The organism is Streptomyces lydicus (assembly GCF_004125265.1).
Classification (GTDB): Bacteria; Actinomycetota; Actinomycetes; order Streptomycetales; family Streptomycetaceae; genus Streptomyces; species Streptomyces lydicus_C.
Window position 1 is genome coordinate 536,998 of record NZ_RDTE01000003.1, and the last position, 22,889, is coordinate 559,886.

19 protein-coding genes are annotated in these 22,889 nt (G+C 71.1%); 12 read left to right on the forward strand and 7 right to left on the reverse strand.

All coding sequences use genetic code 11. The annotated features are described in order from the left end of the window. Positions 1-20: 20 nt before the first annotated feature. The 3 genes from D9V36_RS05090 to tdh form a co-directional block, all read right to left on the reverse strand. Entirely contained in the window at positions 21-929 is a 909-nt protein-coding gene (locus D9V36_RS05090) for a LysR family transcriptional regulator (protein WP_088796280.1), read from the reverse strand. A 56-nt stretch (positions 930-985) separates the two neighbouring features. After that, complete coding sequence (locus D9V36_RS05095) at positions 986-2,179, reverse strand: glycine C-acetyltransferase (protein ID WP_129292705.1); 1,194 nt, start codon at positions 2,177-2,179, stop codon at positions 986-988. 76 nt (positions 2,180-2,255) lie between these two features. Next, positions 2,256-3,284, reverse strand: coding sequence for an L-threonine 3-dehydrogenase (tdh, locus tag D9V36_RS05100; RefSeq protein WP_129292706.1), 1,029 nt, complete (start codon positions 3,282-3,284; stop codon positions 2,256-2,258). Between the two features lie 490 nt (positions 3,285-3,774). On the opposite strand from tdh, the gene D9V36_RS05105 reads away from it, so the two are divergent. Next, positions 3,775-5,445, forward strand: coding sequence for a S1 family peptidase (locus D9V36_RS05105; protein ID WP_129292707.1), 1,671 nt, complete (start codon positions 3,775-3,777; stop codon positions 5,443-5,445). Between the two features lie 165 nt (positions 5,446-5,610). Here D9V36_RS05105 and D9V36_RS05110 read toward each other — a convergent pair whose 3' ends face one another. After that, positions 5,611-6,390 carry a VOC family protein gene (locus D9V36_RS05110; RefSeq protein ID WP_129292708.1) on the reverse strand — a complete coding sequence of 260 codons (780 nt, stop codon included), beginning with the start codon at positions 6,388-6,390 and terminating at the stop codon, positions 5,611-5,613. A gap of 151 nt (positions 6,391-6,541) precedes the next feature. Between D9V36_RS05110 and D9V36_RS05115 the strand changes: the two genes are divergently transcribed. The 3 genes from D9V36_RS05115 to D9V36_RS05125 all read left to right on the forward strand — a co-directional run bounded on the left by D9V36_RS05115 (position 6,542) and on the right by D9V36_RS05125 (position 10,056). After that, complete coding sequence (locus D9V36_RS05115) at positions 6,542-8,977, forward strand: SpoIIE family protein phosphatase (protein WP_129292709.1); 2,436 nt, start codon at positions 6,542-6,544, stop codon at positions 8,975-8,977. A gap of 113 nt (positions 8,978-9,090) precedes the next feature. After that, positions 9,091-9,282: a hypothetical protein gene (locus tag D9V36_RS05120; RefSeq protein WP_129292710.1), complete on the forward strand. Its 192-nt coding sequence runs from the start codon at positions 9,091-9,093 to the stop codon at positions 9,280-9,282. 267 nt (positions 9,283-9,549) lie between these two features. Further along, the gene (locus tag D9V36_RS05125) at positions 9,550-10,056 is read left to right on the forward strand and encodes a DinB family protein (protein WP_129292711.1); all 507 of its coding nucleotides are present in this window, start codon (positions 9,550-9,552) and stop codon (positions 10,054-10,056) included. Between the two features lie 123 nt (positions 10,057-10,179). On the opposite strand, the gene D9V36_RS05130 is transcribed toward D9V36_RS05125, so the two are convergent. Together D9V36_RS05130 and D9V36_RS05135 are read right to left on the reverse strand one after the other, a co-directional pair. Next, a complete protein-coding gene (locus D9V36_RS05130) occupies positions 10,180-11,631 on the reverse strand; it encodes an amino acid permease (RefSeq protein WP_129298195.1) in 1,452 nt (483 codons plus the stop codon). Between the two features lie 206 nt (positions 11,632-11,837). Continuing rightward, on the reverse strand, positions 11,838-12,794 hold the full coding sequence (locus D9V36_RS05135) for a hypothetical protein (RefSeq protein WP_206739599.1): 957 nt from the start codon (positions 12,792-12,794) through the stop codon (positions 11,838-11,840). A gap of 970 nt (positions 12,795-13,764) precedes the next feature. On the opposite strand from D9V36_RS05135, the gene D9V36_RS05140 reads away from it, so the two are divergent. Continuing rightward, on the forward strand, positions 13,765-14,316 hold the full coding sequence (locus D9V36_RS05140; RefSeq protein ID WP_129292712.1) for a winged helix-turn-helix domain-containing protein: 552 nt from the start codon (positions 13,765-13,767) through the stop codon (positions 14,314-14,316). A 138-nt stretch (positions 14,317-14,454) separates the two neighbouring features. Here the strand turns inward: D9V36_RS05140 and D9V36_RS05145 are convergent, their stop codons facing one another. Continuing rightward, positions 14,455-16,167 carry an enoyl-CoA hydratase-related protein gene (locus D9V36_RS05145; RefSeq protein ID WP_129292713.1) on the reverse strand — a complete coding sequence of 571 codons (1,713 nt, stop codon included), beginning with the start codon at positions 16,165-16,167 and terminating at the stop codon, positions 14,455-14,457. A 347-nt stretch (positions 16,168-16,514) separates the two neighbouring features. Here D9V36_RS05145 and D9V36_RS40685 point away from each other — a divergent pair, with 347 nt between their 5' ends. The 7 genes from D9V36_RS40685 (at position 16,515) to D9V36_RS05175 (ending at position 22,748) form a co-directional block, all read left to right on the forward strand. Further along, on the forward strand, positions 16,515-16,670 hold the full coding sequence (locus D9V36_RS40685; RefSeq protein WP_164992880.1) for a hypothetical protein: 156 nt from the start codon (positions 16,515-16,517) through the stop codon (positions 16,668-16,670). 140 nt (positions 16,671-16,810) lie between these two features. Then, positions 16,811-18,049 carry a hypothetical protein gene (locus D9V36_RS05150; RefSeq protein ID WP_129292714.1) on the forward strand — a complete coding sequence of 413 codons (1,239 nt, stop codon included), beginning with the start codon at positions 16,811-16,813 and terminating at the stop codon, positions 18,047-18,049. An 87-nt stretch (positions 18,050-18,136) separates the two neighbouring features. Beyond that, positions 18,137-18,661 (forward strand): hypothetical protein, encoded by a 525-nt coding sequence (locus D9V36_RS05155; RefSeq protein ID WP_129292715.1) that lies wholly within the window; start codon positions 18,137-18,139, stop codon positions 18,659-18,661. A gap of 46 nt (positions 18,662-18,707) precedes the next feature. Continuing rightward, positions 18,708-20,015, forward strand: coding sequence for an MFS transporter (locus tag D9V36_RS05160; protein WP_129292716.1), 1,308 nt, complete (start codon positions 18,708-18,710; stop codon positions 20,013-20,015). Between the two features lie 100 nt (positions 20,016-20,115). Beyond that, complete coding sequence (locus D9V36_RS05165) at positions 20,116-20,583, forward strand: hypothetical protein (protein WP_129292717.1); 468 nt, start codon at positions 20,116-20,118, stop codon at positions 20,581-20,583. Between the two features lie 90 nt (positions 20,584-20,673). Beyond that, positions 20,674-21,276: a carbonic anhydrase gene (locus D9V36_RS05170; protein ID WP_129292718.1), complete on the forward strand. Its 603-nt coding sequence runs from the start codon at positions 20,674-20,676 to the stop codon at positions 21,274-21,276. Positions 21,277-21,293: 17 nt separating this feature from the next. Continuing rightward, positions 21,294-22,748: a SulP family inorganic anion transporter gene (locus D9V36_RS05175; RefSeq protein ID WP_129292719.1), complete on the forward strand. Its 1,455-nt coding sequence runs from the start codon at positions 21,294-21,296 to the stop codon at positions 22,746-22,748. Positions 22,749-22,889 lie beyond the last annotated feature (141 nt).

The following is a 22,889-nucleotide window of genomic DNA, read 5'->3' on the forward strand; positions in this document are numbered from 1 at the left end:
AACCGGGCCGTGCGGTGGCCTCACCCCTGCGGCGCCGCAGTCTCCTTGAGGGCGGCCAGCACCGGGCGGAGCAAGGGGTGTTCCTCGGCGCCGCGGCGTACGGCGGCGAAGACCCGGCGGGTGGGGGCGACATCGTCGACGGGGCGGACCACCACCCCCGTGAGGTCCATGTCGCGCAGGGCCGAGCGGGGGACGAGGGCCACCCCCGCGGCGGCCGAGGCGAGCGCGACCACGGCCCGGAAGTCGTCGGAGGAGTGCTCCAGCCGGGGCTCGAAACCGGCGTATTCACAGGCCAGGACGACCACATCGTGGCAGGGGTTGCCGGGGTAGGGGCCGATCCAGGGGTCCTCGGCGAGATCGGCCAGGGCCACCTGCGGCAGGCCGGCCAGGCGGTGGCCGGGCGGCAGTACGGCGTCGAACGGTTCGGCGTAGAGCGGGACCCGGGTCAGCCGCGGGTCGTCGGCGCGGGGCGCGCCCCGGTATTCGACGGCGACCGCCACATCCACCTGCCGGTCCAGGACCATCAGCAGGCTGGCGTCGCCCTCGGCGTCCTGGACGCGGACCCGGATGCCGGGCGCGGTGCGGGTGAGCGCGGTGAGCGCGGGCGCGACGACCAGGCCGATACCGGTGGCGAAGGCCGCGACGGTGACCGTGCCGGCCTCGCCCGAGCCGTAGGCGGCGAGCTCGGACTCGGCGCGCTCCAGCTGGGCGAGGACGGCATTGGCGTGGGCGAGCAGGATGTCGCCCGCGGCGGTCAGCCGGACGCCGCGGGCGCTGCGTTCCACCAGACGGTGGCCGGTCTCCGCTTCCAGGGCGGCGAGCTGCTGGGAGACCGCCGAGGGCGTGAGATAGAGCGCGGCGGCCGCGGCGGTGACCGTGCGGTGGTCGGCCACCGCACGGAGAATGTGCAGCCGTCGTGCTTCGATCATGCTCCCAGTTTCGCAGGCCCCGCCGGTGCCCGGCGTCGGGCGCCCGGCCCGGGGCGTCAGGCGCCCAGCGCGGACCGCGCGTCGACGAAGGCGTCGACCGCGCGGTGGACGTCCGCGGTGGAGTGGGCGGCGGACAGCTGCACCCGGATCCGCGCCTGGCCCTGCGGGACCACCGGGTAGGAGAAGCCGATGACGTAGACGCCGCGCTCCAGCAGCAGCTCCGCCATCCGGGCCGCCTCGGCCGCGTCGCCGATCATGACGGGGGCGATGGCGTGGTCGCCCGGGAGGACGTCGAAGCCCTCCTCGGTCATCCGCGAACGGAACAGCGCGGTGTTGGCGTGCAACTGGTCGCGCAGGTCACCGGCCGACTCCAGCAGGTCGAGCACCTTCAGCGAGGCGGCGGCGATCACCGGGGCGAGCGAGTTGGAGAAGAGGTACGGGCGCGAGCGCTGGCGCAGCAGGGCCACGATCTCGGCGCGGGCCGCGACATAGCCGCCGGAGGCGCCGCCGAGGGCCTTGCCGAGGGTGCCGGTGATGATGTCGACCCGGTCCATCACGTCGTGGAGTTCGGGGGTGCCGCGGCCGCCGGGGCCGACGAAGCCGACGGCGTGCGAGTCGTCGACCATCACCATGGCGCCGTACTGCTCGGCCAGGTCGCAGATCTCGCGCAGCGGGGCCACATAGCCGTCCATGGAGAAGACGCCGTCGGTGACGACCAGCTTGCGGCCGGCGCTGCCGGCCTCCTTCAGCTGACGCTCCAGATCGGCCATGTCGCGGTTGGCGTAGCGGAAGCGGCGGGCCTTGGACAGGCGGATGCCGTCGATGATGGAGGCGTGGTTGAGGGCGTCGGAGATGACCGCGTCGTCCGGGCCGAGCAGGGTCTCGAAGACACCGCCGTTGGCGTCGAAGCAGGAGGAGTAGAGGATGGTGTCCTCCTGGCCGAGGAAGCCGGAGATCCGCTGTTCCAGCTCCTTGTGGACCTCCTGGGTGCCGCAGATGAAGCGGACCGAGGCGAGGCCGTAGCCCCAGCGGTCGAGCGCTTCGTGGGCGGCCGCGACGACCTCGGGGTGGTCGGCGAGGCCGAGGTAGTTGTTGGCGCAGAAGTTGAGCACTTCACCAGGGTTGCCCCCCGCGGTCACCGCCACGGTGGCGGACTGCGGGGTGCCGATGACCCGCTCGGGCTTGTGCAGGCCGGCGGCGCGGATCTCGTCGAGGGTGCCGCGCAGTTCATCGCGTACGGAGTCGAACATCAGGGTGTCTCCAGGAGTCGGGGGAAGCGGGCGCGCGGTGCGAAGGGGCGCGCAGGAGGGAGGCGGAGCCGGGGGTTCAGGCGGTCCAGTCGAGGATGATCTTGCCGCTCTGGCCGCTGGCGGCGTCGTCGAAGGCGGCGTCGAAGTCCTGGTACGCATAGCGGCCGGTGATCACCGGCGCGAGGTCGAGACCGCCTTCGAGCAGTACGGACATCGCGTACCAGGTCTCGAACATCTCCCGGCCGTAGATGCCCTTGATCGTGATCATGGAGGTGACGATCCGGGACCAGTCCACGGGGAACTGCTCTGCGGGCAGGCCGAGGACGGCGATCCGGCCGCCGTGCGTCATGTTGGCGATCATGTCCTGCATCGCCTCGGGCCGGCCGGACATCTCCAGTCCGATGTCGAAGCCCTCGCGCAGCCCGAGTTCGCGCTGGCCCTCGGCGATGGTCGACTCGGCGACGTTGAGGGCGAGGCTGACCCCGACCTTGCGGGCCAGTGCCAGGCGCGCCTCGCTGACGTCCGTGATCATGACATTGCGGGCCCCGGCATGCCGGGCGACGGCCGCGGCCATGATGCCGATCGGCCCGGCGCCGGTGATCAGCACATCCTCGCCGACCAGCGGGAACGACAGCGCGGTGTGCACGGCGTTGCCGAAGGGGTCGAAGACGGCGGCGATATCGAGGTCGACGGGGACGCGGTGCACCCACACATTGCTTGCGGGCAGCGCCACGTACTCGGCGAACGCGCCGTCCCGGCCGACGCCGAGACCGACGGTGGCACGGCACAGATGGCGGCGGCCGGCCAGACAGTTGCGGCACTTGCCGCAGACGAGATGCCCCTCGCCGCTCACCAGATCGCCGGTCTTGACCTCGGCCACATCGCGGCCGGTGGCCACCACCTCGCCGACGAATTCATGACCGATCGTCAGCGGGGTGCCGATGGACTGCTGGGCCCAGCCGTCCCATGCGCGGATGTGCAGGTCGGTGCCGCAGATGCCGGTGCGCAGCACCTTGATCAGGACATCGCCCGGGCCGACGGCCGGTTCCGGCACGTCCATGAGCCAGAGACCCGGCTCCGCCTTCTGCTTGACCAGTGCCTTCACCGCAACGGCTCCCGTACCTGAGTGTGACCCTGCCGGGTGCCCGTACCCGGCCACCCGATCTTCGTCAGGAAATCTTCCCTACGACGGCCGCCGGGTCCATCGAGGATTTCTTAAGCACGGTCACAGTTGCCCTTTACGCCCCATGGGCACCGGGGTGCACGGCCCCGGACGTGAGGGCGGTCACGCGCCGCTCCAGGCCGGCTGTGCCGACGAATGCGCAGCTCGGGGGCGGTGCCGGTGGTCCGGGTGAGGTGATCGGGCAGATCGCCCGGAAGGGTGCACCCGGCCGCGCGGCCGGTGCGGGAGTGTAAACGTTCGCCACCGCAAGCGTCGGAATTCATCACAGCTTGAGTGGCCGTGAGACCCGGATGCACGGGGCTACGTAGGACTGGGTGGCAGCAACACACAGGTGCTGACGCGACGCACCGCGGTCGCCTGTGTGCCCCGTTCCTGTGCGTCCCTGGAGGTCAGTGAATTGAGCCACCGACATGTGAACAAGCGGACCGGCGTGGTCGTCGGCGCCGCTGCGGCTGCCATCGCGGCCGCAGCGATCCTGCTCCCCAACGCCAACGCGAGCACGGACCAGCCGGCGGCCCCGAAGACACTCAGCGCCCACTCGGCCACGCAGCTGGCAGCGTCCCTGAAGGCGGACCTGGGGGACAAGGGCGCCGGCTGGTACCTGGACGGCGCGAACGGCCACCTGGTCATGAACGTGCTCTCGGAGGACGACGCCAAGAGCGTCACGGCCAAGGGCGCCGTCGCCAAGGTCGTGCACAACAGCATGACCGCGCTGAAGGCCGGTGCGAAGACCCTGCGGGACTCCGCCTCGGTGCCCGGCACCGCGTGGTCGATCGACCCGAAGACCAACAAGATCGTGGTGCTCGCCGACAGAACCGTTACCGGCGCAAAGATGGCCACGCTCAACAAGGCCACGAGTGGCATGGGCGCAGGCATGGTCACCGTGAAGCGGTCTCAGGGCGAGTTCAAGCGGTACGACGGCGGGGACGCGGGGAGTGCGGCGGGGGGCGCGGCCGGCAGCGGGCAGGCGGCGGGCGGTGCCGGTGATGCCGGCGCGGCGGGCGGTGGTGACGCGGGCGCGGCAGGCGGTGGTGACGCCGGAGCGGCCGGCGGCGGCGGTCAGGCCGCGGGCGGTGCCGGCGGTGACGGTGGAGCCGGTGGGGCCGGTGGCGGGCAGGCCGCGGGGCCGGTCGGCGGCAGCGCCATCTTCGGCGGCAATGCCCGCTGCTCGCTGGGTTTCAATGTCACAGTCAAGGGCGCACCGGCGTTCCTGACGGCCGGTCACTGCGGCAACGACTCCAAGACCTGGACGGCCGACCAGGGCGGCAGCCAGCCGCTGGGCACGGTGTCCGACTCCAAGTTCCCCAAGACGGACTTCGCGCTGGTCACCTACGACGACAAGGGCGCCAAGCCGGAGAGCGCCGTCGACAAGGGGGACGGCACCACCCAGAAGATCACCAAGGCCGCGGAGGCCGCCGTCGGGATGAAGGTGCAGCGCTCGGGCAGCACCACCGGCCTGCACGACGGCACGGTCACCGGCCTCGATGCCACGGTGAACTACGGCAACGGCGACATCGTCAACGGCCTCATACAGACCGATGTCTGCGCGGAGCCCGGCGACAGCGGCGGCTCGATGTTCTCCGGCGACTCGGCGGTCGGGCTGACCTCCGGCGGCAGCGGCGACTGCACCGCGGGCGGCGAGACCTTCTTCCAGCCGGTCACCGACGCACTCAAGGCCACGGGAGCCGAGATCGGCGCCGGAGGCGGCGGCGCGGGCGGCGGTGACGCGGCAGCGGGCGGCGGCGGTGCCGCAGGTGGCGGCGGTGCCGCAGCCGGTGGCGGTGGCGCGGCAGCAGGTGGCGGTGACGCCGCAGCGGGTGGCGGTGACGCCGCAGCGGGTGGCGGTGACGCCGCAGCGGGTGGCGGTGACGCCGCAGCGGGTGGCGGTGACGCCGCAGCGGGTGGCGCCGGAGCCGGCGACGCCGGTGCCGGAAGTGCCGGAGCCGGCGACGCCGGTGCCGGAAGCGCCGGAGCCGGGGATGCCGGAAGCGCGGGCGCGGGAGACGCCGGTGCCGGTGCCCAGGACCCCGGTACGGGTGCCCAGGACCCGGGAGCCGGCGGCAGCGGTGACGGGATGAACTGACCTCCGGGCCCTTGATCCCCTGATCCCCGGGATCCCTCTGTGCCCTCGGCCCCGTCCCCTGCAACTACGCAGGCGGGCGGGGCCGTTGAGCGTGGAAGCCACCAACCGGAACAGGCCTCGGGCCTCAGGCCTCAGGCCGGAGGAGACCTCAAGCGGGACCAGACCTCAGTAAGAAACGACGGTGAAAAGGCCGCCGTCGGGGTCACGGATCACGGCCTGTTGGCCCTTCCCGTCCGGCGTCGGCGTCACCGGGGTGACGGTTCCGCCGGCGGACACCGCGGCGGCCGTCACCTTCTCGATCTCGCGGACCGGGAAATGGACGTGCCAGCGGGGGCGCACCCGCGGGTCCGGGGCGGACTCCACCGCGCCGCCCCGCAGGGTCGCGACGGTGTGCCGACCGTCCCGCACCAGGACCTGGTCGTGTTCATAGGTCACATCGCAGCCGCCCGGCTCCCCGGAGGCCCAGCCGAAGACCTCCGCATAGAAGATGGCGGCCGCGAACCCGTCCCGGGTGCGCAGTTCGAGCAGGGCGGGTGCGGCACCCCGTCCCACCGACCACGCCAGGGTCTGGCCCTCCCAGAAGCCGAAGGTGGCGCCGTCGGGATCGGCGGCGAGGGCGGCGCGGCCGGGGCCGATCTTGAGCGGGCCGACGGCGACGGTCGCCCCTCGCTCGCGGATCCGGTCGGCGGTGTCGTCGGCGTTCTCCACCGCGAAGTAGGAGGTCCAGGCCACGGCGACCTGAAAGCTCTGGGCGAGGGCACCGATGCCGGCGACCGGCTGTCCGTCGGACACCGCGACGGAGAACTCCTCACCGAGGCTGGCCGGGCGGAACCGCCAGCCCAGGACGGCGGAGTAGAAATCCTGCGCGGATTCCAGGTCGCGCGCCATCAGACTGACCCAGCACGGAGCGCCACGTACCGGAGTGGCCGGGCCATGGGCCGACATGACATCTGCCTCCTGTTGCTCAGCGCCCCTTCCCACTCTGCCAGCGACGGGGCAGGGCCGCACCAAGGGCGCGTCCCCGGGCGGCAGCGCAGTTGTGCCGCTCTTGATCAGGCTCGATGCTGTAAATACTGAACCGGGCTGGGTTGATGCCATGAACGCATGGAACGCGGTGGAGAGCGCCGATTTCCGTGGTCCCCTCGACGTCACCAGGGCGGCCACAGCGGTTCTGGACGCCCAGGACCGCATCATCGGGTGGAGCCCGGCGGCCCAGCGGCTCCTCGGGTACACCCCGGAGGAGATCATCGGGCGCCCCGTGGAGACGCTGATGCCGGCCGGTCCGGGACCGGCCTCCCCCGCGTCCGAGGCCTCACCGAGCGGCAGTCAGGCACACACGCTGCGGCACCGTGACGGCCGGCTGCTGCGGATGGCCGTCACGAGCTGCCCGCTCGCCGACGTCCGCGAGGCCGCCGAGGTGTCCGGGACCGCGGATGCGCAGCCGGCTCGTGTCCTGGTGGCGGCCGAGCTGGACGAGCACCGGATGTGGGAGTCCCGCCAGGCGATGTTGCACGGCCTGGCCACCCAGTCTCCGGTGGGCCTGGGCATCTACGACACCGAACTGCGGCTGATCTGGGCGAACGGTGCGTACACCCGGGAGATCGGGCTGCCGGTGGACGAATTCCTCGGCGCCCGGGCCGATGAGCTGTACCCGGACGGCGAGTTTGTGACCGAGGGGTATCCGCGCACTCTCGACGCGGTGATGCGTCAGGTCCTCGACACCGGCGAACCGGTCCTCGATCTGCACTTCGTCGGCCAGCAGCCCTCGGACCCGGGGTCCGATCACGTCTGGTCCTGCTCCTACTACCGGCTGCAGGACGCCCAGGGCCGGGTGCTCGGGGTGTGCGAGGACGCCTTCGACATCAGCGGCCGCTACCAGGCGCAGCGCCGGCTGAACCTGCTGGTGGAGGCCGGCACCCGGATCGGCACCACGCTCGATATGACCGTCACCGCGCGGGAGATCACCAAGGTGGCGGTGCCGGCCTTCGCCTCCATGGTCATCGTCGACCTGATGCGGTCCGTGCTGAACGGCGGGGAGCCGGAAGCCGTCGACGGCACCCTGCCGGCCCTGGTGCGGGTGGCCACCCGCACCGCCGATCACACACCGGACGGTCCCGTGCAGGGCCCGCACCACATCGAGTACCCGCCCGGCTCGCCGCAGTACCGCAGCCTGTCCTCCGGCGGCACGGTGCGCGAAGAGAGCACCATGGTGGTGCCCCTGCGGGCCGGCGGCGCCCTGATGGGGCTGGTCACCTTCCTCCGCACCGCCCCGTCGGTCTTCGACAGAGGGGAGATCGAGCTCGCCGACGAGCTGGTCATCCGGACGGCGGTGTGCCTGGACAACGCCCGCCGCTTCACCCGGGAGCACACCGCCGCGCTGACCCTGCAGCGCAATCTGCTGCCGCAGCATCTGCCGGCCCAGTCCGCCGTCGATCTGGCCTACCGCTACCTGCCGAGCGACGAACGGACCGGAGTCGGCGGCGACTGGTTCGACGTCATCGGTCTGTCGGGCACCCGGGTCGGCCTGGTCGTCGGTGACGTGGTCGGCCACGGCCTCCAGGCGGCGGTGACGATGGGGCGGCTGCGGACGACCGTACGCGCCCTGGCCCGGCTGGACCTGTCCCCCGACGAGCTGCTGAGCCGGCTGGACGACCTGGTGGAACAGACCACGGAAGAGCGGGCCGCCACGGTCGGCCCCGACGCCGGCCCGGACGATGTGGCCACCGGCGTGACCTGCCTCTACGCGGTCTACGACCCGGTGTCGCGGCGGTGCACCATGGCGCGGGCCGGGCATCTGCCGCCGGCCGTCGTCGATGCGGAGGACGGTCTGTACTTCCCGGACCTGCCGGTCGGTCCGCCACTGGGCCTCGGCGGCCTGCCGTTCGAATCCCTGGAGATCGAGCTGCCGGCCGGCAGCCTGATCGCGCTGTTCACCAACGGATTGGTCGAGGGCCGCGACCGGGACGTCGACGAGGGGCTGGCCATCCTGGGCCGGGTGCTGAGCGATCACCGCCGGCCGCTGGACGAGCTGTGCATCCACACGCTGGCGGAGCTGCTGCCGGACGGTCCTGCCGTCGATGACTCGGCCCTGCTGCTGGTGCGCACCCGTGAGCTGGACGCCCGGCAGGTGGCGGCCTGGGAACTGCCCGCCGAGCCCGCCGCGGTGGGCAAGGCCCGCGAGCGGGCCACCGGACAGCTGCTGGAGTGGGGCCTGGAGGAACTGTCCTACACGACGGAACTGGTGGTCAGCGAGCTGGTCACCAACGCCGTACGGCATGCGTCGGGGCCGCTGCACCTGCGGCTGCTGCGCGACCGGACCCTGCTGACCGAGGTGTCGGACACCGGTCACACCTCGCCCCATCTGCGGCACAGCGCCAGCGACGACGAGGGCGGGCGGGGGCTGTTCATCGTCGCGCAACTGGTGCAGCGCTGGGGCACGCGCTACACGCCGTACGGCAAGACGATCTGGACGGAACAGGCTTTTCCGCCGCACTATCCCGGGGCCCCGCGCCCGGCCGGACGACGGGCCTGAGGAGGTCCGGCCGGGATCGGCCGGGCGCATGGCGTGCGGGTGCTGGGAGGCGGTCCCATGATGGAACCAAGCGAGGTCCCGGCGACCCGGCGGGCGCGGACAGAGGAGGACCTGTGACGTCCAATGGCAGTGACACGTCGGCCGAGCGGCGCCCGGTCGAGCTGTACACCGGTAGCGAGCGGCCCTACGACCCGGAGGACCTGGTGAAGGCCTCCGGGCGCGAACCCACCCCGTCGAGCCTGGAATGGGCCAGGCGCCTGATGGCCGAGGAGGGACCCGGCGCCATCGAGCGGTATCTGCCGTGACGGCTGAGGGCTGAGGGCTGGTGGTTGACGGCTCACGGTCGGCGGCTGACGGCTGACGGCTGACCGAGCGGGCCGGGCAGGGAGGAGTGCCCGGCCCGCGAGCGGTGCCGTGGCCCGCTGCCACCGCGCCGTCCGGTAAACCGCTTGCGGCGGCTTCCGGCGCCCGGGAAGATCCCCTTCGACCGCGGCCGCCCGTGACATCACCCGGCCCTGCCGCCCCGCCCACCCGCCGAGTCCCCGGGGACTCGGTGCGGAAAGGAATCCACCGTGACCACCGAACGCCTCTCGCCGCCCGTCCGCGCGGGCGAGCGGGAGACTCTGCGGTCCTACCTCGACTTCCACCGCGCCACGCTCGCCATGAAGACCGACGGCCTCTCCGACGAGGACCTCCGGCGCCGGTCGAGCCCGCCGTCCACACTCTCCCTGCTCGGCCTGGTACGGCACATGGCAGAGGTGGAGCGCACCTGGTTCCGCCGGGTGATCGCCGGTGAGGACATTCCGCTCGTCTGGTCGGCCGAGGGCGACTACCAGGTGGCGTACGACGCGAGCACGGCAACCCGCGAGGAAGCCTTCGACGCCTGGCAGACCGAGGTGGCACACGCCCGCCGCATCGAGCGGGAGGCGGCATCGCTCGATGTCACGGGCTACCAGCCCCGTTGGGGTGAAGATGTCTCCCTGCGCCTGGTGATGCTGCACCTGATCCATGAATACGCCCGCCACAACGGCCATGCGGACTTCCTCCGCGAGGCCATCGACGGCACGGTCGGCCCCTGAGGCCCCTGAGGGAGCCCCGACTGAGGGAGCCCCGACTGAGGGAGCCCCGACTGAGGGAGCCCGCCGCCACCGGTGGCCGGTGGCGGCGGGCTCCCTGACGTTCCAGGGATGTGGTCGCCGTCCTTAGATCAGGTCCATCGCGGCAACCTCGTCGGGACGGCCGTAGCTCACGGGACCCTGGAAGCGCCGTCGGGCGGTGGCGAACCACCAGACGGTGGCGATGACCAGGACCACCGCCAGGGCGATGGGCGCGTAGTTGAACGAGGCGGGGGTGATCGGGGACGCCTGGGGCAGCATGAACAGCACATTGCTGATCAGGATCCAGGCCACGGCGACCGCCGCGACGGGCTTGCCGTAGCGGCCGAGGTTCCACGGTCCGGCCTGGAAGTCGTCGAGCCGCAACCGCAGGAAGATGGGTACGGCGTAGGCGAGGAACAGGCCGACGACATTGACGCTCACCACGGCGGTGAAGGCGGTGTGGGACCACCAGCCGGGCAGCACCAGCACCAGGGGGCAGGCCGCGGCGAGCCAGACGGCCTTCACGGGCGTACGGGTGCGCGCGGACACCGAATGCCACCAACGGGAGCCGGGCATCGCCCCGTCCCGGGAGAAGGCGAAGATCTGCCGGGTATTGCTGGTCATGTTGGCGAGACCACAGAAGAGCATGGCGCCGATAACGATCAACAGCAGGAACTCGGCGGTGCTTTGGCCGAGCGCGTCGACGAGAATCTGTACCGGCGGCGCCTCGGCGCTCGCGGCATGGCCGTAGTCACGGATCGCGTACACCAGGGCGAGCATGAGGATCAGTCCGGTGATCGCGGAGTAACTGATCGCCCGCATGATGCCCCGGGGGGCATTGACGGTGGCCTTCACCGTTTCTTCAGACATGTGGAAACTGCCGTCGAACCCGGTGAAGGTCCAGCTGGTGACGAGCAGCCCCAGCATTCCGCCGTACCACGCATGGGTGAAGCCGGTGTTGTTGACGAAGTGCAGGGCGAACGAAGGCGGTTGGTGATGACCGGGGATCAGCGCCAGCGCTCCGACGATCACCACCATGCCGATCAGCAGCCACCACACGGAAATACGGTTCACCACGGCAACCAGCCGCACCGTATAGGTGTTGGCCAGTGCCTGGACGAGAAGGATGGCCGCGGTGATACCGACCGTCTGCTGGGGTGTCGGCTCGTAGGACGGCCACTGCATGGAGACGAACGCCTGGATGAAGGTGGCGGCGGCGAAGTTGGTGGCGGCGGTGCCGCCGACCTGGCCCACGAAGTTCAGCCAGCCCGTGTACCAGGACCAGGCGCCTTGATGCCGCTTGGCCAGCTTGCCGGCCGAGAAGTAGAGCGCGCCGCTGGTCGGGTAGGCGGAGGCGATCTCGCCCATCGCGGCACCGACGAACAGCACCATGACCGATACGCCGACCCAGCCGAAGATCAGAACCCGCGGACCGCCGGCGTTCATACCGAAGCCGAAAGAGGAGAAGATCCCGGAGATGATGTTGATGATGGTGAAGGAAATGGCGAAATTGTCGAACGCGCGGAATCGGCGGGTGAGTTTCCGCGGATAGCCCATGGCATGGAGCGTGGCGTCATCGTCGAGGGTGAAGGGGTCTGCCGCGTGGGGGGTTTTCGAGCGAGCTGGGGACGTACGCTCGGACACAACCGCAACCTTTCTGGGGGGAACCGAAGGGAGATGGGACCGGGTCGATCCCGAAGGGTGGAGCGGAAGGGGCGGGCCTTTTGCGGTGCCATTCGGTACGACTCGGGCCTCCTCAGGAATCAGCCGCCATGGGGAACGGGGAGTCCGCAGGAGCGTCTGGCCCTGGTCAATTGCTCTTCGGGATCACCGAATGCGCTCCAGGGCATGCGTGAGGCATACGGGCCCATGGCCGTAAAGACTTCCCGTGCCTCGAATTCGCGTTTCGCCATGTACAGCGCGTGGGCCAGATACGCCAGATCCAGCACCGGCGTGAAGCGGTAACCGGCCACCTGCGGCAACCAGTTGCGGTGGACGCCCAGGGCCGCCGAGATCCACTGGGGCCGCTCCCAGGTGTGGTCCGCGAGCAGTTCGGACGGGTTGTAGTCCTCGACCAGCGCCACCAGCGGCAGCAGCCGCAGCGGTGAGACGGCGGGGGCCCGCTGGCTCAGGAACGCGGCAACGTCCCAGCTCGCGCTGGACGAACCGCCGTAGCGGGTGAAGAAGAAGGACAGGAAGCGGTGGTGCGCCTCGCGGTGCCAGGGGTCCAGCCGGAGGATGTGGGCGAAGAGGTACCAGGGCCCGGCCGGAGCGGTCAGCAGCCCCTGCGGCGCCGGGTCCTGCGGGCGGTCGAGGCGCGTCAGCGCGAGGTGCGCCACCCAGGGCGTGGGGTCCTCGGGAAGCAGCTTCGCGGCCCGCTCACACGCCGACCGCGCTATCCGGGCCAGGGCGCCCTGCCGCCGGTCACCGGCGTCGGCCATCCGCAGCGCACGGAGCATCGCCACCCGGGCCCAGAACAGCGCCGCCTCCGGTCCCGGCTCCTCGGCGAGCCAGCGCTCGGCCAGATCCGAGTCGGCCGCCACGGACGCCAGCACCAGGGAGCGGTGGGCGCGTACCTCGAAATCCTCGCGGGCTTCCCGCAGAACTTCGTGCGCGCTCAAGTACCGTCCGGCCCGCACATCCATACACGCGTGCGCCAGCGCCCGGTCATTGGCAGCCGGACTCCACACGTACTGTCCCTCGAAAGAGCCGGCCGCCATGGTCCCCTCCCGGTCACGAAGGCGTCATCCCCCACACCGCATTCCGGCTGCGCCGAATTCAGCCGGACCCTGCCACCGGTCAAGTGACAGCGAGCCACACCTTACTCACCCCAACTCTCCGCGAAAACAAGCCGCCTGGAATATCTGGTTCCGCACCTTTTAGTCTCGGTGAGATTGAAAAGGAAACAACTTCTCGGCCAACCTTCCGAACCTCCTTGCTTTGCACTCCTGTTCATCACCGTGCATTTATTTGGCATATTCACATGCCCACAGCACCTTCACAAACGGACATCACGGTCGGCTACCCCTCCGTATCCGCTACTTCCCTGAACACCGAACACCCCCCTCGACTCTCGGCCAGTTCAAGGAGGTTTTCCGGCCATGCGGGTCAGGGCGGCCCGGGAGCCGGGATCAACGGGCATGCGCCCGGCCCGGCGAGCGCACCCCTCACCCCTGAGAGGGTGCGACCCGCTCCGCACCCACCCCGCACCGTCACCGCGGCGGCGGTCACCCGGCCCGCGCGGCGCCACGAGCGCCCCCGAATCATCAACGGTCGGTGAACTCCCGACGTGCTTGCGCACCGGAACAGCGGGCACCCGGAAGCCACGGGCCGGCCCGCCGTCCGGGCGGGCGCCGCCCCAACACGAAGTCGGCTCAAGAGCAACCGAATTAGCGGACGCTACTTTCCGGAAGCACGCGATTACATGTAGCGTTCGACTGGACCGGAGGCCGTGACTTCACACCACGTCACGGCTGGGTACGGGCATGGGAGCGAGCGTTCTTGCGGTACGAGCGGAGCGATCGCCCCCGATGGGCGCACCTGCACCACAAGTGTCTGGCCACCGCCCCGCACGACCACCGGACCGCCTCGCGATCGCTGCGTAGCACCTCAGCATCCCTGAACGTCGAGCACCGCCATGTCTGTCCGTACACGCCTGCTTTGCAAGAGGAATGGGCCCAGATCATGTTAATGAACTCCTCGACGACCCCGCTTGCGTTGCGTCCGGACGCCGACGTCGTCCGACCGCGCACAGCCGGGCCCGGCGAAGAGCCACCCCTGGCGGTCGACCGGCTACCCGACGGAAAGTGGCAATTGACCCTGCACGACCTGGAACCCGTATCGGTGCACCGGCTGCCGTCCGACGAGGTCCACATCATTCTCGCGCCGCCGGGCGAGGAACCGCCCCACCCCGAGGAGTCCCCGGCCGGCCGGACCCTGGCGGACCCGGTCCACATCGACACCGCGGCCCGGACGGTCTTCATCAGAGGGCGCCAACTCGATCTGCCACGGCTGGAATTCGATCTGCTCGCCCATCTGGTGCTGCACCCCCGGCGCGCCTTCACCCGGGAACAGCTGATGGAGGCCGTCTGGCCCAACTGCCAGTCCAGCACCCGCACCGTCGATGTCCACATCGCCCGTCTGCGCCGGCGCCTGGGGCCGGGCCTGCGCAACACCATCAGCACGGTCTTCGGCATCGGCTACAAGTACCTGCCGGCCGCACAGGCCGACGGCTGCGACTGACGCACCGCCGCAACCGCCACCGGCCCGGCCGGGAGGTCCGGCCCGCAGCCGGCCCGCAGACCCGGCCCGTCCGCCGTTCCCGCGGCACTCACGCGGCGCTCACGGCACGGGCCGGGAGCGACGATCCGGGAGGAACGGTCAGCCCCCGGCCGGTGAGGTGTTCAGGTGGGCGAGGGCTCCGGCCGCGGGCTCCTTGCGTACGAAGGCCCGGCGCAGGGCGTGGTACGGCTCGTCCGGGTCGAAGAAGGTGCGGTGCATACGGGCCAGTTCCTCCTCCCGGTAGGCGGCGAGCGGCCGCTCGGCCTCGTCGCGTTCCCGGGACGCCTTCTTCGTGGCGATACGGGCCTGGGTGGCGGGCGCCGAGGCCAGCCGGAGAGCGAGGCGGGCGGTCCGTGCGGCGAAATCCTGCGCGGTGCAGTCGAGGATCCGGTCGACCAGGCCCAGCCGCGCACCGGCCGCCGCGGTCATCGGCAGGGCGCGGGCCATCAGCTGCCCGGCCGCCTCGGGGCCTGCCCGGCCGGGCAGCGTATAGGTCCAGTACTCCGAACCGTAGAGCCCCATCAGCCGGTAGTGCGGGTTGAGCACCACGGCCGAGCGGCACCACACCTCGTCGGCGGCGAGGGCCAGCATCGCCCCGCCCGCCGCGGCATTGCCGCCGAGCGCGGCGACCACCAGCCGGTCCGTGGTGGTCAGGACGGCGTGCACCAGGTCGTCCATGGCGTTGATATTGGCCCAGGACTCCTCGGCGGGATCGTCGGCGGCCTCGATGACATGGAGATGGATGCCGTTGGAGAAGAAGTCCCGGCGGCCGCCGAGGACCAGCACGGAGGTCGGCCGGGCGCAGGCGTGGCGGTAGGCGGCGAGCAGGCGCCAGCAGTGGTCGGTGCTCATCGCACCGCCGGGAAAGGAGAACTCCAGGAAGCCGGCCGGACCGTCCTCGCGGTAGCGGATGTCGCTCCAGGTGCGGGGCCCGTCGGCGCCGGGGCCGAGCGGGGCCGGGAGCTCCGGGAGCCGCGGGAGGCGGTCCCCCAGCGCCAGCGTGGCGGGCAGCTTGGGAGTGCGGGGCTCCCCCGGCGCGCGGGGCGCCCGCAGTTCCGGGATCCATACCGCGCCGTCGGCCGTCGCCCGGCAGATCGCGCCGCCCCGGGTGGCGAGCAGTTCACCGGGCCGGCCGGTCAGGGTGTCCTCGGGGTGGCCGCCGTGCAAGTACCAGCGCTCGCCGAGGAGTTCATCGCGGACGCCGGGCTGCGAATCGGCGGCACGCAGCGTGCGTACGACGGCGTCGGTGGGGTCGGACCGCCAGTCGATGCGGCGCAGCTCCTGATGGAAGGGCGGCCGGGGGCGGCCGGGTTGCGCGGCGTCGGCCAGGGCGGCCTGCGGCTGCGGCCGGTGGGTCCCGGAGGCCACACGGGCGACGGCCGTCAGGACCGCCTCGACCGCACCATCGGCGATCTCGTTGCGGTACAGGTCGCTCTTGCCCACCCCGGGTACGGGGAAGTCGGCCGTGGCCCAGATGTCGCCGGCGTCCATCTCGTCGTTGGCCTGGAGGACCGTGACTCCCCACGTGGTGGCGCGCAGGTGTACCGCCCAGTCCACCGATGACGGGCCGCGGTCGCCGACGGGTCCGGGATGCACGATCAGGCAGGTGTACGCCGACCACACCTCGCGGGGCACGGGCGTCTTGAGCATCGGTGCCACGATCAGGTCCGGGGCGTGCCGGCGTACGGCCTCCAGGAGCGGTGTCTCACGCGTCACCAGCTCGACGCCCACGTGGTGTCCGCGCTCTCCGAGTTCCGCGTGGACGCGCTGCGTCAGGCTGTTGAACGCGCCGGCGATGAGCAGAATGCGCACAGCGGACTCCCCTGGGGCTGGAACCGGTCAGCGGGTGATTGATCGTGATCGTTCCCCACGAGCGGCCGTGCGCCGACCGAGCCGCGCCAGGGTCACCCGATCGACGGCGGCCGTGCGGCCCAATGTCCGGGCCGGGAGATCACCTGACGAATCGTCAGTTAGTTCCGTCCGCGTCCCATCTCAACGGAATCTCGCCAAAGTTGGCGCACTCCACGCGCTTCCACAGACCGCGACATTGCCTTTAATTGACATTCACTTGGTCATACTTTTACCTTCTGTCGTGCGGCATCAGCGCAGGTCAGCGCCGTATGCCCGGTTCGTCTTCCGCATTCTCACCGGAGGTTCCCATGGAGCAGCTCATCAAGAAGATGGCCCAGGACCAGGTCTGGCAGAGCTGGCTGGCCGCCAACTCCGCACAGCAGGCGGCGAAGAACGGCTGCATCAGCGCGGTGCCGAAGGCGGGCTGCATCAGCGCGGCACCCAAGGCCGGCTGCATCTCCTGACCCTCGCGCCTCAGGTGCCCGGAGCGGACCGGCGATCACCGCGAGCGGGCCACCCCCCGCTCACGGCCGCCGGACCGCTCCGGGCACCACCCCCTGCCTTCCCGTGTGGGCACCGCCTCCCGACCAAGGACGAGGAATCCATGGATGGTCAGCCGACCGCCGAGGTCATCGAGCAGATCCGCGACATACCGATCTACCGTGCGTCGCTGGCGAAAGGCCACTTCCCCCTGCTCGACAAGCCGGAGATCGCGCGCGGCTTCCCCGACAACTGGATGACCCCCCGTCTGGCCGCCGCCCTGGAGTCCGGGGAAGCGGAGTTCGTCCTCTCCACCGGCACCCACCACGCCCGGATGCAGATCATCCGGCCTCCGTATTTCCTGCTGCACTCCTACTACCGGCTGTGGAGCGAGCATCCCGATATCGCCGACACCTGGGAATCGGGCTGCCGACGGGTCTCCCTGACCACGGTGCTGGCCACGGAGCATGTGGCGCGGGTCAATGCCGCACGGCGCGGCACTCCGCCGGACCCGGTGCCCGCCCCCGCCGACCGGCAGCTCGACGCGCGTACCTGCTACCTCAATCTGCGGCTCGATCCGGCGCTGTGGGAGCGCGACGACGTCGTGCGGATGCTCCGGGAAATCCGGGCCGCCGCGCGAGCGCACCCGCGCGGCTGGTACCACCTCGACTGCTCCGGATATCACCTGGCGCATCTGCTGCGAAAGGTCGCCGAATGGGGGCTGTGGGATGAATTCCCGCCGCCCGCCAGCATCATCCACGCCTACGAATACACCCCGGTGAACGTCCGGCGTTTTCTGCACCAGCACTTCGCCTGCCCGGTCATCGACCTGTTCGGCAGCACCGAGCTCGGATATCTCTACTTCAGCGACCGCCACGGCACCTATCGGCCGCATCTCGACAAAATGAGCGTCGAACTCCATCCGGTCGCCGACGGCAGCACGATCCACCAGCTCATCGTCACCAGTGTGCGCAACCCCTTCATGCCGCTGGTCCGGTACCGCTCGGGCGACTGCGTACGCACCGTGGACGGAACGCCGGACCCGGGAAAGATCTCCCAATTCTGCGGTCGCGAAAAGGAATTGCTCGACACTCCGCACGGCCCCGTCGCACAGGGCGACCTCGACCGGTGCATCGGCGAGACGTCCCCACAGGTCTTCGTGTACCAGTTGCGGCTGACCGGCGAGGCGACGGCAGAGCTGGTGTACACGACGTTCGACGGCACACCCGTCGAGCCGGAACGGACCGCGGCGCTGGAGGAAGCCGTCGGTGAACTGACCGGGCGGCGCTGCCGGCTCGACCACCGCCCGCACCTCCCCGTCGGGAAGTCGGGAAAGTACGCCTGGCTCGGCACCGGCCACTGACCCACCCGACGTCCTGCACCCCCGGACGCCTTCCGCACTCCGACGTCATCCGCACCCCGACGTCTTCCGCACCCGGACAGGAGAAGCATGACCACCCCGCCGCGGCTGTCCCCCGACGCTCTCGCAGAACTGCTCGGCACGGCGCTGCACACCGAGGTCGTGACGCATTTCGACGGCAAGAGCGCCGCCCCGCGGGAGTTCGTGGAGCGCCAGGTCACCGAGTGCCTGCGCTATCTCTACCTCGTCTCCCGGTACCGCGACCGGCTCAGCGGTCTCTTCCTGCCCGTCGAACAGGACATCGACGAAATCTGGCACTACCTCATCCTGCAGACCCGCGAATACCGTGTGCTGTGCGAGGAACGGCTGCCGGGTCGCTTCTTCATCGAACACCGCAGCATCGCCTACGAGGACTACCAGCAGGAGCCGGGCCGCGAGCAGGCCCTCGAAGAGGCGCTGCGCTGGATTCCGCTGTACTGCCGGGAATTCGGGCCGTTCGACGAGGGCGCACTGCCGCACTGGACCATGGTGCGCTTCCTCCATGAGCAGCTGGGGCTGTCGCTCGCGGACATCGCGGCGCTGGAACCGGTGGAGCCGGCAACGGCGACGGCGTGAAGCCCGTCGTCACCGGTCCCCCGTCCGGCCCGAACCGAAGGGAATCATGAGGGCTCGCCACGCTCACCCCGCCGAGGGCGAAGTACCGCAGCAGCGGCGGATTCTGGCCGTCCTGGTCTTCTCCCAGATCCTCAGCGGCGCGGGTCTCGCCGCGGGGATCACCGTCGGCGCGCTGCTCGCCGAAGAGATGCTCGGCTCGACCGGGCTGGCGGGCGTGCCCAGTGCGCTGTTCACCGCCGGAGCCGCGCTCGGCGCCGTCGGCATCGGCCAGGTCTGCCGGCGCCGCGGCCGGCGTCCCGGTCTTGCGCTCGGGTACGCCGTCGGGGCGCTGGGCAGCCTCGGGGTCGTGGTGGCGGCCGCCCTCGGCAACGCGGTGCTGCTGTTCGCGTCCCTGTTCGTCTACGGAGCGGGCACCGCGACAAATCTGATGGCGCGCTACGCGGGTGCGGATCTGGCCTCACCCGCCCGGCGCGGACGGGCCGTGAGCACCGTGCTCTTCGCCACCACGCTCGGTGCGGTGATCGGTCCCAACCTGGTGACGCTGACGGGCCGTATCGCACACTCCTGGGGCATCCCCCGGCTCGCCGGGCCGTTCCTGCTCGCCGTCGCCGCGTTCGGGGCGGCCGCGGTGGTGCTGGCCGTGCTGCTGCGGCCCGATCCCCTGCGGCTGGCCGAGAAGCTGGCCGCGGCGCAGGCCGGGACGGCGGCCCAGAGCCCCGCGGACGAGGCCGGCGGCGGGCCGGATGCCAGGACGGACCGGCGCAGGGTGGTCACCGGCACCGGGATCATGGTCCTCACCCAGCTCGTGATGATCGCCGTCATGACGATGACCCCGGTACACATGCAGGCACACGGCCACGGCACTCAGGCGGCCGGCTGGGTCATCGCCCTCCATGTCGGAGCGATGTTCCTGCCCTCCCCGCTCACCGGTCTGCTGGTCGACCGGGTCGGCCGACGGTGGATCGCCGGAGCGTCCGGTCCGGTCCTGCTGGCCGCCGGGGTGGTGGCCGCCGCGGCACCGGACTCCGTGCCCGCGCTCGCCACGGCACTGGTCCTGCTCGGCCTCGGCTGGAACCTCGGGCTGGTCAGCGGCACCGCGCTGGTCACCGACGCGCTGCCGCCCGCCCGTCGCGCGTCGGCGCAGGGACTGGTGGACGTCGGCATCGCCCTCGCGGGCGCCACCGGGGGAATGCTCTCGGGCCCGGTCGTCGTGCTGGGCGGCTACCCGACGCTGGCGCTGGCCGGCGGCATCCTCGCGATGGCGCTCGTACCCGTCCTCGCGTGGGCGGCCGGCCGGCCGCCGCGCACCGTCACCGCGCCCGCCGCTCGCCCTACGGAAACGGAACAGGCGTGAACACCCTTTCACGGAACGGATGTTCCCGGCTGTTCTGCGGGGGATTCCGGAAACTTGGCGTCATTTCTCGTTATCCCGCCCGAAACCTGGATGCTGCACTGTGAAGGCAGAGTGGAACCGTGCGGACGAACCACGGGGGGCGATGATGCGGAAGGACGCCTGCATAGCGGGCATACCCGTGCTGCGCCTGTGCCGTATGTCGCTGACCGCCCTGCTGGTGGTCGCGGCCTTCCTGCTGGGTGGTGGTGCGGCGGCGCCCGGTGCGGCGAAGGCCGCGTTCTCCGCCCCGTCCGCCGCGAAGTCCGCGAGCACATCGGCCGTCAAGCCCGGCTATGAGAACGAAGAGGAAAAGGCGAAGCGCGAGGCCGAGCGCGGCCAACCCCGGCGCACCGCCCGGACCTCCGTCGGCGTTCCCCGGCACACCGGCCGGCCGCTGCCGCCGTTCAGCGCGGGCGCCATGACGTCCGTCGCCACGACGGCTTCCGGTGCCCCGGCGGCCGGCAGCTCCACCAAGGCCGTGTCCCAAGGGGCCGGGTTCAGCGTCCTGCACTGCGTCTTCCGCTGCTGAGAGCGGTGTGGTGGCCTGCACCACCCCCGCACCATGCACCGTTCCGCCACCACCCCACAGTGGCACCACTCATCAGCAGGAGACCTCCTCGTGGAGACCTTCATTCAGCATGCCCGGGGCCTGACGGCCCGTATCGCCGACCGGCGGGACGAACAGGAGACCTACGGCCGGCTCGCGGCCGGACAGTCCCCCCTCGCCCTGTTCATCACCTGTTCCGACTCGCGGGTCGTCCCCGCCCTGATCACCGGGGCGCGGCCCGGTGAACTCTTCGAGCTGCGGACGGCCGGCAACGCCGTACCCGCCTACCGCGAGGACATGGCGGCCTGCGCGGAAGCGGCCACCATCGAGTACGCGATGCGCGTCCTCGGCGTCGCCGACATCGTGGTGTGCGGCCATTCGCACTGCGGCGCGGTCGGCGCCAAGGCCCGCGGTGAGGACCTGACCGGCGCACCCGCCGTACGGGACTGGCTGGCGCAGCAGCTGTCCGACCACCTGCCCGCCGACGCGGAACCGACGGTCGCCGCCGCGGTCCAGCACCATGTGCGCGAACAGCTCGACCGGCTGCGCGGCTACCCCTGTGTCCAGGAGCGGCTGGACGCCGGCGAGGTGAAGCTGCACGGGTGGTTCTACGAGGTGCACACCGGCCTGGTGGCCGCGCATCATCCGGCCTCCGACCTGTTCCTCCCACTGTGAAGGCGGGTGGGCACCTCATGAAGCGCTTCACCTCCTTCCGGGCGGACTTCACCGCCTCCCTCGTCGTCTTCCTCGTGGCCGTCCCGCTGTGTGTCGGGGTGGCCGTCGCCTCCGGAGTGCCGGCCGAGCTGGGGCTCGTCACCGGCGTGGTCGGCGGACTGCTCACCGGCTTGCTCCCGGGCAGCAGCCTCCAGGTCAGCGGTCCCGCCGCCGGTCTGACGGTGCTGGTCTTCGAGGCCGTCAAGGAGTACGGCATCGGGGCGCTCGGCGCGCTGGTACTGGCGGCCGGTGTACTGCAACTGGCCATGGGCGCCCTGAAGTTGGGGCGCTGGTTCCGGGCGATCTCGGTCGCCGTGGTCCAGGGCATGCTGGCCGGCATCGGGCTGGTCCTGATCGCCGGACAGCTCTACGCCCTCGCGGACGCCAAGGCGCCGGGCAGCGGACTCGCCAATATCGGCGGCATGCCCGGCCTGGTCACCGCCACCGCGGGGTCGGCCACGGCGCTGTCCGCGCTCGCCATCGGCGCCGGCACCATCGCCGTCCTGGTGCTGTGGCCGCGCTGGCGGCGCGCCGCGCGGATCCTGCCCGCACCGCTGGCCGCGGTGGCGCTCGCCACCAGCGCCGTGTGGGCGCTGGATCTGCCCGTCGCGCGCGTCGAGGTCAGCGGGCTGCTGGACGCGATCCAGCCGCCCGGCCTCACCGACCTCGGCCGGCTCACCGAGATCGGGGTGCTCGGCACGGTCCTCGCCTTCGCGCTGATCGCGTCCGCCGAGTCCCTGTTCAGCGCCGCCGCCGTCGACCGGCTGCACGACGGGCCGCGCACGGACTACGACAAGGAGCTGATGGCCCAGGGCGCGGGCAACACCGTCTGCGGGCTGCTCGGTGCGCTGCCGATGACCGCCGTCATCGTCCGCAGCGCGGCCAATGTCCAGGCGGGTGCGAAGACCAAGGCCTCGCGGGTGCTGCACGGTGTCTGGCTGCTGGTGTTCGCCGCGGCGTTCCCGGCCGCGCTGGGTGTGGTGCCGGTGGCCGCGCTGGCGGGTGTGCTGGTCCATGCGGGCGGCAAGCTGATCCCGCTGCGCGAACTGCGGCCGCTGTGGCGCGAACACCGCGGTGAGGCGGTAGTACTCCTGGTCACGGCCCTCGCGATCGTGACGGTCAACATGTTCGAGGGTGTCCTGATCGGTCTGCTGCTGGCGGTCGCGAAGACGGCGTGGGAGACCTCCCATGTGCACCTCGAGGTCGACACCCCCGAGGACGAGGACGAGCCGGTGCGGGTCCGTGCCGTCGGCAACGCCACGTTCCTGCGGCTGCCCAAGATCCTCGATCAGCTCGACGCGCTGCCCGCCGAGCGGGGAGTGGAACTCGATCTGAGCGGGCTGCGTCATCTCGACCACGCCTGCGGTGCCGCGCTGACGAACTGGGCCGAGCAGCACCGTCGTACCCGGCGGACCGTGGAGCTGGTGTCCTGACGACCGGCCGCCCGGCCGTGCGGTCACCTCTCCGTACGGTCGGGCGGTGCCGGTAAGTTTCCCTTCGTTTACGGTAGTTGATCTAAAGTTGATCTAAGGCCAGGCCGGTCGCGGTGGACGCGGCGGCCGGCGCCACGATTG